12 protein-coding genes are annotated in these 12569 nt (G+C 73.8%); 5 read left to right on the forward strand and 7 right to left on the reverse strand.

The genetic code is table 11. The features are described 5' to 3' along the window. Positions 1 to 102: 102 nt before the first annotated feature. Both LG943_RS12055 and LG943_RS12060 read left to right on the forward strand, forming a co-directional pair. Positions 103 to 528 (forward strand): hypothetical protein, encoded by a 426-nt coding sequence (locus LG943_RS12055; RefSeq protein WP_270072339.1) that lies wholly within the window; start codon positions 103 to 105, stop codon positions 526 to 528. Next, positions 525 to 1832: a relaxase/mobilization nuclease domain-containing protein gene (locus tag LG943_RS12060; protein ID WP_270072340.1), complete on the forward strand. Its 1308-nt coding sequence runs from the start codon at positions 525 to 527 to the stop codon at positions 1830 to 1832. Before LG943_RS12055 ends, LG943_RS12060 begins: the two co-directional genes overlap by 4 nt. Before the next feature lie 49 nt (positions 1833 to 1881). Here LG943_RS12060 and LG943_RS12065 read toward each other — a convergent pair whose 3' ends face one another. The 6 genes from LG943_RS12065 to LG943_RS12090 form a co-directional block, all read right to left on the reverse strand. Beyond that, the gene (locus LG943_RS12065; RefSeq protein WP_270072341.1) at positions 1882 to 2361 is read right to left on the reverse strand and encodes a hypothetical protein; all 480 of its coding nucleotides are present in this window, start codon (positions 2359 to 2361) and stop codon (positions 1882 to 1884) included. Continuing rightward, positions 2331 to 5390: a MobF family relaxase gene (gene mobF / locus LG943_RS12070; RefSeq protein WP_270072342.1), complete on the reverse strand. Its 3060-nt coding sequence runs from the start codon at positions 5388 to 5390 to the stop codon at positions 2331 to 2333. The genes LG943_RS12065 and mobF overlap by 31 nt, the downstream gene beginning before the upstream one ends. A gap of 208 nt (positions 5391 to 5598) precedes the next feature. Next, entirely contained in the window at positions 5599 to 5742 is a 144-nt protein-coding gene (locus LG943_RS12075) for a hypothetical protein (RefSeq protein ID WP_270072343.1), read from the reverse strand. Between the two features lie 229 nt (positions 5743 to 5971). Further along, on the reverse strand, positions 5972 to 6118 hold the full coding sequence (locus tag LG943_RS12080) for a hypothetical protein (protein ID WP_270072344.1): 147 nt from the start codon (positions 6116 to 6118) through the stop codon (positions 5972 to 5974). Between the two features lie 869 nt (positions 6119 to 6987). Continuing rightward, positions 6988 to 8016 (reverse strand): ferric reductase-like transmembrane domain-containing protein, encoded by a 1029-nt coding sequence (locus LG943_RS12085; RefSeq protein ID WP_270072345.1) that lies wholly within the window; start codon positions 8014 to 8016, stop codon positions 6988 to 6990. A gap of 117 nt (positions 8017 to 8133) precedes the next feature. Further along, positions 8134 to 8604 (reverse strand): Lrp/AsnC family transcriptional regulator, encoded by a 471-nt coding sequence (locus LG943_RS12090; protein ID WP_270072346.1) that lies wholly within the window; start codon positions 8602 to 8604, stop codon positions 8134 to 8136. A gap of 101 nt (positions 8605 to 8705) precedes the next feature. On the opposite strand from LG943_RS12090, the gene LG943_RS12095 reads away from it, so the two are divergent. Beyond that, the gene (locus LG943_RS12095) at positions 8706 to 9182 is read left to right on the forward strand and encodes a DUF2000 domain-containing protein (protein WP_270072347.1); all 477 of its coding nucleotides are present in this window, start codon (positions 8706 to 8708) and stop codon (positions 9180 to 9182) included. A gap of 251 nt (positions 9183 to 9433) precedes the next feature. Here LG943_RS12095 and tuf read toward each other — a convergent pair whose 3' ends face one another. Further along, a complete protein-coding gene (gene tuf, locus LG943_RS12100; protein ID WP_270072348.1) occupies positions 9434 to 10606 on the reverse strand; it encodes an elongation factor Tu in 1173 nt (390 codons plus the stop codon). A gap of 322 nt (positions 10607 to 10928) precedes the next feature. Here tuf and LG943_RS12105 point away from each other — a divergent pair, with 322 nt between their 5' ends. Both LG943_RS12105 and LG943_RS12110 read left to right on the forward strand, forming a co-directional pair. Continuing rightward, positions 10929 to 11672, forward strand: a complete 744-nt coding sequence (locus LG943_RS12105; protein ID WP_270072349.1) for an NYN domain-containing protein — start codon at positions 10929 to 10931, stop codon at positions 11670 to 11672. A 68-nt stretch (positions 11673 to 11740) separates the two neighbouring features. Further along, entirely contained in the window at positions 11741 to 12565 is an 825-nt protein-coding gene (locus LG943_RS12110) for an endo alpha-1,4 polygalactosaminidase (RefSeq protein WP_270072350.1), read from the forward strand. Positions 12566 to 12569 lie beyond the last annotated feature (4 nt).

A 12569-nucleotide genomic window follows, 5' to 3' on the forward strand; every position in this document is an offset into this window, starting at 1 on the left:
GGCGATGACCGCTGGGTTTTCCACAGGCGCGCGGGCGAAGCGGACGCGCGCCTCAAGATCCGTTTAAGGTTCCCTTACCGTGATTTGAGGGGGCGGGGAACCATGGCACAACGCAGGCGCGGCAACCGGCAGATCGGTGTCCGGCGCGACAAGAACGTCAAGCTCAGCCTGAGCGAGGACGAACACGCCCTGCTGGCCAAGGCCGCCCTCGCCAAGGACATGACCCTCAGCTCCTACTGCGCCTACGCCGCCCTGGCCGTCGCCCGCGACGAGGTCGACCCCACCCCCGACGTCCGCGAGACCATGGTCGCCCTCAACGACCAGATCACCCGGCTGTGCGACGCCGGTGTCCGGCTCGGAGGGCTCGCCACCGCCGATGTGACCGACGCCGCCGCCGGTTCCGGCGGCGGTGCGGTGGAAGGCGCGGACGGCGCGCCCGCTCCCGGGCTCCTGCTGCGCCGCATCGCCCGGCTCGTGGACGAACTCGAGGACACCGCCTACGAGCTGAAGCGGAGCGTGCGGCAGTGATCGCCAAAGTCATGCGCGGCAGCGACACCCACGGCCTGCTCCGCTACCTCTACGGCCCCGGCCGCGCCAACGAGCACATCGACCCCCACCTCGTCGGCGCCTGGCGCCCCCTCGGCGTCCCCGACCCCGGCCGCTCCCCCGACGCCGCCCTCGCCACCCTCGCCCGCCGCCTCGACCAGTTCGTCTCCCCCGGCAGCCGCGCCCGCCACGTCTGGCACTGCGCCATCCGCGTCGCCCACGGCGACCGCCCCCTCACCGACCCCGAATGGCACACCGTCGCCCGGCGCATCGCCGCCGCGGGCGGCGTCGCCCCCCACGGCGACCCCCGCGGCTGCCGCTGGGTCGCCGTCCGCCACGACGGCGCCGAAAGCCACCACATCCACCTCGTCGCCACCCTCAAACGCCAGGACGACACCCGCCCCGACATCCACAACGACGCCCTGCGGCTCCGCGACGAGTGCCGCGCCATCGAACACCACCTCGGCCTGCGCGCCACCGGCCCCTCCAACGGCACCTCCGACCGCCTCCCCAAACGCGGCGAGGTCGAGAAGGCCCTGCGGCGCGGCCGCACCGAACCCGCCCGCGTCCTCCTCGCGCGCGAGGTCCGCACCGCCGCCGTCACCGCACGCGACGAGGACGAGTTCTTTTCCCTCCTCGAAGGCGAGGGCGTGCTCCTGCACCGGCGCACCGACGGCGCCGAACTCCTCGGCTACGCCGTGGCCCTGCCCGACGACCGCAACCCCACCGGCGAACCCGTCTGGCTCAGCGGCTCCACCCTCGCCCCCGAACTCTCCCTGCCCCGGCTGCGCCGCCGCTTCGCCGCCGCCGCACCCCCCGAACCCGGCGTCGGCGCCGCCCGCGCCTGGGCGCGGCTGCGCCGCTGCCTGGACGAAGCCCACCAGCGCACCCCCGGCGACACCATGGGCCGCCGCGCCGAAACCGCCTCCGCCCTCAGCGACGCCTTCACCGCCATCGCCGCCGCCGCACCCCCGCCCATGCGCCCCGCCCTGCGCGCCGCCGCCGACACCTGGCAGCAGGCCGGCCGCCTGCCCTGCCCCACCCAGCAGCACCCCCAGGCCGCCCGCCTGCGCGACGCCGCCCGCACCCTCGTCCGCGCCGCCGGCACCCCCGGCACCGAGGACGTGCGGGCGGTCCTCGCCCTCCTCGACACCCTCGCCGCCGACCTCGCCGAGTGGTACACCGCCCAGCGGTGGGTCCCTCAGCGCCACCGCGCCGACCTCACCCGCACCCATCTCGCCGGAGTCGACGTCGAGGAGCCCTGGGCTGAAGGCACGGGTCCTTAGGCCGCGAAGCGCCGCGGGGGTGGTGATGGGTGCGGTTGCCGGGGGACGGCTACTCCCGCTGCCACGGCAGGGGCACCCGGCGCTTGTCCGAACCACGGCCCTGGCCCGGCCGCGAGTTCCACATCAGCAGCAGGTCCCGCACGTAGTAGCGCGCCCGCGGGTACCACCGGCGGCCGTCCACCGTGTCCGGCAGCGAGTCCGGGCGGTCGTCCTTGATCTGGGTCACGCTCTTGCCGTCCACCCCGATCAGCGCCGCGAAACCGCCCAGCGTCACCTCGCGGTCCAGGTCCTCGGGCGCCACCTCCACCGGATCCGGACGCCGCGGCCGGAACCGCTCCAGCTTCGCCGGGTCGTACAGGTTGCTGCCGCCCCCGCCCCCCTTCTCCGTGGCCCCCTTCCGGCGGACCTCCGGCTCGGGGAAGTCGGGGTAGTAGCGCGGCATCACGTGCACCGCATAGGCGTGGCTGTAGCCGTTGCGCTCCGCCCACTCGCGCAGCGTCACCAGCCCCCGCTCGTCCTCCGCGGCCATGCCCCCTCCTTCGCAGCCCCCCGCGGCGCACCGCGCCAGGCGCCGCCCGCCCGGCCCCGCGCCGCGCGCTCCACCGCCGTCTTCAGCGACGCCCGCCGCGGCGGCACCAGCTCGTCACTCACCATCGTGTCGTCCTGGTCCGTCAGCGTACGGGCGTAGCCGTCGATCAGCCGCCGCACCAGCTCCCCGTCGTTGCGCACCCCCCGCACGTCCACCGACTCCAGCCCCTGCGCCGCCAGGTACAGGTCGGCCCGCCCCCGCGCCCGGCTCATCGCCGGATACAGCGAGTGCGCCTCGGCGCCGATCCCGTACACGTGCGCCCGCTCGCAGGTCAGCCCCTGCGCGGCCGCGATCGTCATCGCGTACCCGTGGCTCAGGTCCCCCCGCGCGATCGCCTCCGGCGACACCCACGCGCTGTGCGTCTCCCCCTCGCGGCGCCACTCCACCCGCACCCCGCGCCGACCGTCGACCTCGGCCACCACGCCCCGGAAGCCGTTCAGCACGTCCGGCCCCTCGCCCCGCCGCGACCGGTAGTCGTTGCGCCGCACCCGGACGGTGTCGCCCGAGGCCAGCGCCAGCCGACCGCCGCCGCGCAGCGCGAACGCCACCTCGTCGTCCGCCAGATGGCCGCCCGCCCACGCCAGCGCCCGCATCCGCAGGTTCAACTCGTCCACGTCGCTGTTGCGCGCCGCCAGCACCAGCAGGTCGCCCACCGCCTGGTGCGGGTCCGACAGCTCCTGCCGGTCCTTCCACCAGCCCTGCGCCACCAGGTCCAGCGCGTCGTGCGCCCGCTCCGCCGCGTGCACCCGGCCCGCGTTGCCCCACACGTGCAGCGCGCTCGCCCGGCCGCCCTCCAGCCACGCCGCCAGCGCCTCCCGGTCCACCGCGTCGCGCTGCCTGCGGTTCTCCGACAGCGTCTCGCCCTCGACGATCCCGTGGACCGCCTTGAACCCGCCGCCCACACCGACCGCGCGCAACTGCGCCGGGTCGCCGATCCCCACGATCTTCGTGCCGCTGGCGTCCGCCGCCTTCACCAGCGCGGCCATCGAGCGGTCGTCCACCATGGCGGCCTCGTCGACCACCAGCACGTCGACCCCCGCCAGGCCCTCACCCGACTCGACCCGCCGCAGCCACGACGCCACCGTGCGCGACGCGATCCCCGACTCCGCCGCCAGGTTCGCCGCCGCCACCGCCGCCGTCGCCGCGCCCTCCACGCGCAGCCCCGCCGCCGACCACCCCGCCAGCGCGGCACTCATCAGCGTCGTCTTGCCCGACCCCGCCACGCCCCGGACCATGTCCAGGCCGTGCCCCGCGCACATCAGCCGCTCGGCCGTGCGCCGCTGCTCCGCCGACAGGCGGAAACCGCGCTCCGCCTCGAACCGGCGCAGCGCCTGCGCTGCGGCCGCCGCCGGGACCACCGCCGCGCCCTCGCCCAGTCGGCGCTCCGCGGCCGAGACGATCGCCTGCTCGGCCTCCACGATGTCGGCCGAGGTCCACCGGTCGGCGTTGGACAAATGCCGCGGTCCCCCGGACGGCAACCGGACCGCGTGCCCCGTCGACAGCACCGCCTCGGTCAGCACCTCCAGGTGGGACGCGCTCACCACCCCGCCCGGACACGCCGCCGCCACCGCCGCCATGATCTGCGGGCGGCTCACCGCTTTGCGCTGCGCCGTGACACCCGTCTCCGGATCCCACACGATCGCCGCCAGCGCGTCGACGTCGGGCGGCGGCTGCCGGGCCGCTGTCCCCCGGCTCAGCGCGCCGTCCAGCAGCGTCTCGACGTTGAACCCCGCCGTCTCGGCCACCCGCCGCCACCACCGGCGGGCGTGCCCCTGGCGCACCGACGACTTCGACTGCGCCAACTCGCGCGCGGCCGCCCGCGCCTGCGCCGCCGAGGCGTCCCGGCCCACGTGGTCGGCGATCTGCCGCGACCGGGAGCTGAACGTGTCGCGGACGTCGCGGTCGAATCCCGCGATCTCCCACTCGCCCGTGCGCTCGTCGCGGACCCACACCACGCCGAAGCGGCGGCTCAGCCGCTCCCGCATCCGCGCCTTGGCCAGCTCGCCCGCCACCGCGACGTGGCGGTGCAGGTCCCGGCCGCCCGCGCCCAGCGCCCGCCACTTGCCGTCCTCGCCCAGGACCATGTTCGCGATCATGATGTGGGCGTGCAGATGGGGGTCGCCCATCCGGCCGTCGACCGGCCGCGCCGAGCGGTGCAGCGTGATCGATGCGATGAGCCCGGAGGTCGCCAGCCGGGCCGCGCTCTGGCCGTCGCCGTGGTGCCCCGCGACGGCGTAGCCCGCCCACTCTTCGAGGGAGTCGACCGTCTCGCGCACGCAGTCGAGGTAGATCTCCTCGATCTCGGCCGCCGTGCGGTCCTCGACCAGACCGTAGAGCACCGACATCGACTTGGGCATGTTCAGCACCATGTCGAAGCCGCGGTTGCCCACCCGGACCCGGGATTCGGCGTGCTCGCGGGCCGTCGCCAACTCCTCGGCGCCCCACAGCATCGCGGGGTCCACCCCGGCCTGCTCGGCGATCACCTCCAGGTCGCGGACGGCCGCGTGGTGCGCCTCGCCGTCGCGCAGCAGGCCCCGCTCCAGGCGGGCGAACCGCTCGGCCGCGCTGGCGGAGGTGAACAGGTCGGCCGCGGGCATGTGCGCGGCGTCGGCGATCGCGTAGACGGCGTCCACGAGCGGGCGCGCCGCCAGCTTCGCCCGGGGGTCGACGGCCTCCTTGGGCGCGACGAGCACCTCGCCGGTGACGGGGTGGCACCCGGCCATGACGAGGCGCATGGCCTCCAGGTCGGCCTCGCCCGCGAACTCGCTGCCCGGCGCCTGCCCGAACTCGCGCCATCCGCTGCCCACCCGCTGGAGGGGGCGGTCGGCGTCCTTGATCCGGTACTCGACCTGGAGGTCGTCGGCGTCGCCGTGGCTGTGGGCGTGCGCGTGGGCGTCGCAGCCGCACTGGCCGGTGAGGCGGTACTCGACCTGGGTGGGGTCCGGGCCGAGGGTGGTGACCCATGCCAATGGTTTCTCCGCTGGCGGACCGGGGGTGGGAGGCGGACAGGAGAGGGTGAGTGGTGATGGATTTTGACGCATCCGCGTGGACATGTCCAGTACGACACGCCCGGATGCTGAGATGCCGGATACCTGCGCGCTTCCCGCTTCTTCGGGCGGGGGCGCGGGTCCGGCGGGGGTCACCCACCGGGGGCCGCGGCCCCCGGTGGGTGGGGGCTCACCTGCCGCGCGCCTCCCTCTCGGCCTCGGCGGTGGACGCCTTGGCGTCGGCCACGTCCTTCTCGCTGGACTCGCGGGCCTGCTGGACCTGGCGGGCGGTGTCCTCCTGGATCTTCTTCACGAAGTCCTCGTCCTTGCCCATCTCTGTCACCTCCTCTCGGGGCTCGGTCGGGGCGGGTTCCCTTCGGCTCGCCCTAGTCGGGCGTGGGGCCGGGGGGCCGCTGCGGCTCCGAGTTCGGGCCGCCCGGCCGGGGCAGGGGTGCGGGCTTCTCCTTGGGCATCGTTCACCTCCCTTGGCGCTCTGTGGAGTTGTCAAGGAACTGGCCGTTCACTGTAGATATTACCCTTTCCAGTGGCGGCCAAACCTCCGGTTACGGGTGGCTGCCGGTGGACTGGTCGCCGCCCTCGTCGCCGCTCGGCTCCTCGGCCGGGGGCATCTCCTCCCTGATCTCCTGGTTGGCCTTCGCCGCCCAGGCGGTGTAGTCCTTGCCCTCCTGGTACGCCTTCGAGTCGCCCATGATGCGCTTCCTCTCTGTTCCTTGTGTCGTGGGATGGATCGAAGATCCCTGCGCGCTGGGTGACCCCCGCCGGACCCGCGCCCCCGCCCGAAGAAGTGAAGGGCGAGCAAGGCGACAACGGCGACACGCCCGAGATCGCAAGGCGGCGATACCTGCGCTCTTCCCTTTCGGGGGCGCGGGGCGCGGGTCCGGCGGGGGCCACCCACCGGGGGCCGCAACCCCCGGCGGGCGGGGGGCTCACTTGCCGCCCTTCGGCTTGCCGAGGTTCTTGGTGGGGGTGTCCTCCTCGTCGCTGCGCATGTCGTCACCTCCCTTCGTCGCTCTGTGGAGTTGTCAAGGATCACTGCGGGCTCCGGCTACTTCGGCTGGGGCAGACCGCAGTTTGCGCAGTCCGCTCCTCCCGGCGGGTAGGGGGTTCCACAGTTGGGGCAATCCACTGTAGATATTACCCTTTCTGTGCGGTTTGAAACCTGGGGATCGAAGATCCCTGCGCGCTGGGTGGCCCCCGCCGGACCCGCGCCCCGCGCCCCCGAAAAGGGGTGTTGACGGGGGGAAATGCGGACATCAGCCTCAAACACACACCCTTCAATATAACTTGCTCTCCTTTCTCTCTTTTTTCTTCTTTCGCCTTCGGGGTGGGGCGGGACAGGTGGAGCCGGAGGGTGGGGCGGGACAGGTGGAGCCGGGCGGTGGAACTGTTCGGGTGGCGGTGGGCGAGGGAGGGGGTGCGGGTGCGGGGGAACGAGAAGCGGGGGGGGGGGGGGGGGGGCGGGGGCGGGGGGGGGGGGGGGGGGGGGGGCGAGGCGCGCGGGGGGGGGGGGGGCCGGCCCCCCGGCCGCTTGGGGGGGGGGGCGGTTGTGGGAGGAGGGTCAGGGGGTTTGCGGTTTCTTGCGGGCGACGAGGGCGATCGTGGTGGTGATCGCGGCGAAGAAGAGGAACAGGGCGAGCCAGACCATGCCCTGGGTGACGTTCATTTCGGCGCCCTCCACGCCGCGGGTGCGGCCGCCGTCGCGGCCGGTGATCGCGACCGCGAGGACGGTGAGGATCGCCGCGGCCGTGCCGATGCGGGCCGTCCAGCCCAGGGCGCGGACCGTCCGGCCGCGGGTGTGCAGGCGTTCGTTGCGGCGGGCCGGGGCGAGGAGGCGGGTCAGGAGCAGGGCGGCCACCGGGAGCTGGAGCAGCCAGACGGTGGTGCGGAACCAGCCGTCGTACCAGACGTTCGTTCCGTAGAGCAGGGTGTGCCAGACGCTGAGCGCGTAGACCACGAGGATGAACCGGTGCAGCGCCAGCCAGATCCGCGAACCGGTGCGGTGGCGCAGGTAGAACGCGAGGCCGAGCGGGATCGCCAGGTAGAGGGCGATGAGCCCGAGCAGGATCGCCACCTGTCCCGTGCCGGTCGCGTACCCGCCCGGTACGAAGGTCTCCACGAACGCCGTGCCGATGCGGCCGGCCCAGCCGAGATCGTGCTCGTTGCCGCGCACCAGTTCGGCGAAGAACATGAACGCGTGGGCGAACATCAGCCCGATGGTCGTCAGGCTGGTGGTGCGGTGCCAGCGCTCCAGTCGCGCGGGCGGCAGCGGGTTCCATGCCGGGCGGGCCGCGGAGCGGATGAGCCCGAGCATCACCGTGATCCACGCCCACAGCAGGGCGGACCAGCCGAACGCCTGGCACAGCCAGTACATCCAGTAGCGGCCGGGGTCGGCCAGCATCGGCATGACCTCGATGGTGGGGGAACTGCCGTCGGCGACGCGCGCGTAGAGCCAGGCGAAGATCGCCGCCGTTGCGATCAGGGCGGCGGTGGCGTCGGGGATCGCGGCCTGCGCGTCCGCGCGCAGGGCCGCCCAGTCGAAGCCGCGGCGGTTGCCCGCCGAGGCGGGGCGGGTGGTGTCTGTGGTCACGGCAACCGTCCTTGAGGGGGGTCGGAACGGTGCGAACCGGGTGGGCCCCGGGGTCGCGGAGAGCGACTTCTTTGTAACCCGCGCGCGGGGAATGGTCTAGACCCCTGGCCGACGGCGCTACCGCTGCGGGCGGACGGGTTCGACGGCCGGGGTGCGCATGTGCTCATAGACGACGCTGGTCTCGACGTCGGCGACCTCGGGGCGCTCGGTGAGGCGGTCGATGACGAACGCGTACAGGCCGTCGGTGTCGGGCACCGCCACGTGCACCAAAAAGTCGCGGGTACCCGAGGTGACGAACACGCTGACGGTCTCGGGCAGCCGCGCCACCCATTCGCGGAACGCCTCGATGTTGCGCCGGGAGGGCGGGCGGATGCGGACGGCGATCATGGCCTGCACGCCGCGCCCGATGGACTCCAGGTCGATGTCGGCGCGGTAGCCGCGCAGCACTCCGCGCTCGCGCAGGGAGCGCACGCGTTCCAGCGAGGTGGAGGGGGCGACGCCGACGGCGGCGGCGAGGTCGCGGTTGGTGCGCCGTGCGTCCTTCTGGAGTTCCCGCAGAATCGCCCGGTCGAGTTCGTCGAGGTCCATGGTTTTCAGGGTAGCGCCGAATTTTGTTCGGCGGGGGTTGGGTTGTCTTGCATTGGTGGATAGGTTCTGGGGCGGTTGTTGGATTTGTGAGGAGTGGTGTGGTGCTTGACCAGCGGGAGTTCGTCCTTGATCCCCAGGATGTGCGTATCGATGTGCCCACCCGCAGCGCGCCGGTGAAGTGGGTGATGGTCGTCAACCGGCTGCTGGAGCCGGGGTTGGTGGCCAACACGGCGGGCTGCCTGGCGGCGGCGGTGGCGCGGCGGGCGCCGCTGCTGGTGGGGCCGGGCGGTCCGGACGCCTCGGGGGCCGAGCACCCCGGGCTGCCGTGGACCGGGTGCACGGTGCTGGGCGCCGAGGACGCGGCCGAGGTGGGGCGGATACGCGAGCGCGCCCTGGGCAAGGCGGGGCTGCTGGTGGTGGACATGCCCGCGCTGGCGCAGGTGTGCCGGGTCTACGCGGGCTACCTGGAGTCGCTGGCGCAGACGGCGGCCGAGGACGTGGAGTACCACGGGGTGGCGCTGGTGGGGCCGCGCAACCGGGTGGACAAGGTGGTGGGGCGGCTGCCGCTGCTGCGGTGAGACCCGTGGGGGAGGGGTGCCCCTCCCCCACGGGTCTCCGTAGGCGACGACGATTCCGGTGACCCCGCGCCGACCGGCGTCCCCCGGCGACGACGATCCCGGTGACCCGGCGCCCACCGGCGCCCCCAGGCGACGACGATCCCGGTGACCCCGCGCCCACCGGCGCCCCCAGGCGACGACGATCCCGGTGACCCCGCGCCCCGGCGTCCCTCTAGTCGAGGACGCCGGTGACCTCGCGCCCCGGCGTCCCTCTAGTCGAGGACGCCGGTGACCTCGCCCGCGCCGACGGTCAGGCCGCCCTCGCGGACGGCGAAGCCGAGGCCCGGGCGCATGGCCAGCGGCGTGCCCAGCTCCACCTCGACCTCGGCGGTCTCGCCCGGCAGGGCCGTGTCGGCGCCGCGCAGGGTGATGCGGCCCGGGGCGTCGGCGGTGCGCAGGTAGAACTGCGGCCGGTAGCCGTTGACGACGGGGGTGCGGCGGCCGCCCTCCTCGGCGGTGAGGAGGGTCAGCCGGGCGGTGAACCGGCGGTGCGCGGTCTGGCTGCCCGGGGCGGCCAGCACCTGGCCGCGCCGGACCTGCTCGCGGCGGACGCCGCGCAGCAGCAGCGCCGCGTTGTCGCCCGCCTCGCCGCGCTCCATGGTCTTGCCGAAGGTCTCGACCCCGGTGACCACGGCGGTGAACCCGCCGTTCTGGCCGACCGCCTCCACGGTGTCGCCGACGGCCACGGTGCCCTGCTCGATGGCGCCGGTGACGACCGTGCCGCGCCCGGTGACGGTGATCGCGCCCTCGACGGGCATCAGGAACGGCGCGTCGGTGTAGCGCTCGGGTACCGGGACGTGGTCGTCGACGGCCCGCAGCAGCGCCTCGATCGACGCGGTCCACTCCGGGTCGCCCTCCAGGGCGCGCAGGCCCGAGACCCGCACGATGGGGGAGTCGGGGTAGCCGTGCTCGGCGAGCAGTTCGCGCACCTCCAGCTCCACGAGGTCGGTGAGTTCGGGGTCGGCGCCGTCGGCCTTGTTGAGGGCGACGACGACGTGGGCGACGCCGACGCGGCGGGCGAGCAGGACGTGCTCGCGGGTCTGCGGCATCACGCCGTCCTGCGCCGAGATGACGAGGACGGCGCCGTCGAGCTGGGCCGCGCCGGTGAGCATGTTCTTGACGTAGTCGGCGTGGCCGGGCATGTCGACGTGGGCGTAGTGCCGGGTGGCGGTCTCGTACTCGACGTGGGAGATGCTGATGGTGATGCCGCGGGCGGCCTCCTCGCGGGAGCGGTCGATCCGCTCGAAGGGGACGTAGGCGGCCTGGTCGGCGGCGCTGAGCACCTTGGTGATCGCGGCGGTGAGGGTGGTCTTGCCGTGGTCGACGTGTCCCATGGTGCCGATGTTGATGTGCGGCTTGGTGCGCACGTAGGCCCGCTTGGCCATGGTGTTTCCTGCCTGCTGGTGGGGGCGGCGGCCCGCGCGTGAGGTCCACCCCCTCCCGTCGGGCCGCTCCGAGGCGTGCGGGAGGGGGTCAGCGCTCGGCGCCGTCGCGGTGCAGGCGGGCACGCGCGGCGGCACCCGCGGGGGCGGGTGCGGTGGGGTGCGCGTGCCGGGTCATGGCTTTGATGGTGGCCCACGGGCGGGTGGGCGGCAACCGGTTTTTCCGGGCGGGTGGCCACCTTCGGCCGCGCGGGGGCGGGCGGCGGCGGGTACACATCCACCACGGCCGCGGGCGCCGGGCACAACAGCACAAGGGTGGATGCGCATGGGCGACGTCGAACGGCAGGTGGCCGTCTTCATCGACTTCGAGAACCTGGTCTGCGGTGCTCCGCAGGGCGGCGCCGACCCCGTTCCCGCCGACGCGTTGGGCCGGTTGTGCCGCTACTACGGCAACGCCGCGATCCGGGTGGCCTACGCCGACTGGAGCAGGTTCGGCGGCCACCAGCACAAGCTGGCGATGAACGGGATCGACATGATCCACATCGCCCCGGCGGGTGCGGCCGGGAAGAACGGGGCGGACATCCGGATGGCGGTGGACGCGGTGGAGACGGTGTTCATCCACCCGTCGCTGGAGGTGTTCGTGCTGGTCACGGGCGACAGCGACTACTCGGCGCTGGTGGGTCGGCTGCGTGAGCACGGCAAGTACGTGGTGGGGGTGGGCACCGAGAGCAACGCGAGTCGGCGGTTGGTGTCGGTGTGCTCGGAGTACCGGTACTGGGGGACGCTGGTGGCCGAAGTGGATCCGGCGGCGCGGCCGGTGCGCGACGCGGCGTTCCGGTTGGAGGCGGCCGAGGCGCTGCTGCTGCGGGCGTTCGAGGAGGCGACCACGGACACGCCCACGGCGGCCAGTCTGAAGAGCCGGATGCGGCTGCTGGACCCCACGTTCGATGAGCGCAACCACGGGTTCCGCAGTTTCCGGGACTTTCTGGCGGCGTTTCCGCAGCATGTCCGGCCGGTGGGGCACTCGGGTGCCGATATCACGCTCGCGCGGGTGCCGGTGGCGTCGTAGTTTCTGTTTGGTTGGTTTTGTGTGGGGTTGGCTGCGCGGTGCGGCCGGGTGGTCGGTAGGTTTGTCCCATGAAGCGCATCCTTGCCGTGGCCGCTCTGGTGCCGCTGGCGGCCTGCTCGGGTCCGGGTGGCGCGGCCCCCGTGGACGCCCCGGCGCCGCCCCCGCTGCCGGAGAGCCCGGTCCTCGACTACCAGATCGGCGGTGCCTCCACCCCCGCCGAGGACGTGGAGGTCGTGATCCGCGACCGCGAGGACCCGCCGGCGGAGGGCGTGTACAGCGTCTGCTACGTCAACGGCTTCCAGACCCAGCCCCAGGAGCTGGCGTGGTGGGAGGCCGAGCACCCCGGCCTGCTGCTGCGCGGCGGCGACGGGGAGTACGTGGTGGACGGCGAGTGGGACGAGGTGCTGCTGGACGTCTCCTCGCCGGACAACCGCGAGGACCTCGCCGCGATCATGGCGGAGTGGATGGCCGGGTGCGCCGCCGACGGCTACCAGGGGGTCGAGCTGGACAACCTGGACTCCTGGACCCGGTCGGAGGGGCTGCTGACCCCCGGGCACGCGGAGTCCTACGCGCGGCTGCTGACCGAGGCCGCGCATGAGGCGGGCCTGGTGGCGGGCCAGAAGAACGCGGCCGAGCTGATCGAGCGGGCCGGCGGCGGCCCCGCGGCCGGGTTCGACTTCGCGGTGGCCGAGGAGTGCGGCCGCTACGACGAGTGCGGGGTCTACCTGGGCGCGTATCCCGACCGGGTGCTGGATGTGGAGTACCGAGAGCAGGACATGCCCGCGGCCTGCGAGTACGTGGCGGAGGGGGTGTCGGTGGTGCTGCGCGACCTCGACGTGACGACCCCCGGGGACCCCGCCCACGTGCGCGGCACCTGCGCCGACTTCTCCTAGAGCG

The organism is Streptomonospora mangrovi (genome assembly GCF_027604915.1).
Lineage (GTDB): Bacteria > Actinomycetota > Actinomycetes > Streptosporangiales > Streptosporangiaceae > Streptomonospora > Streptomonospora mangrovi.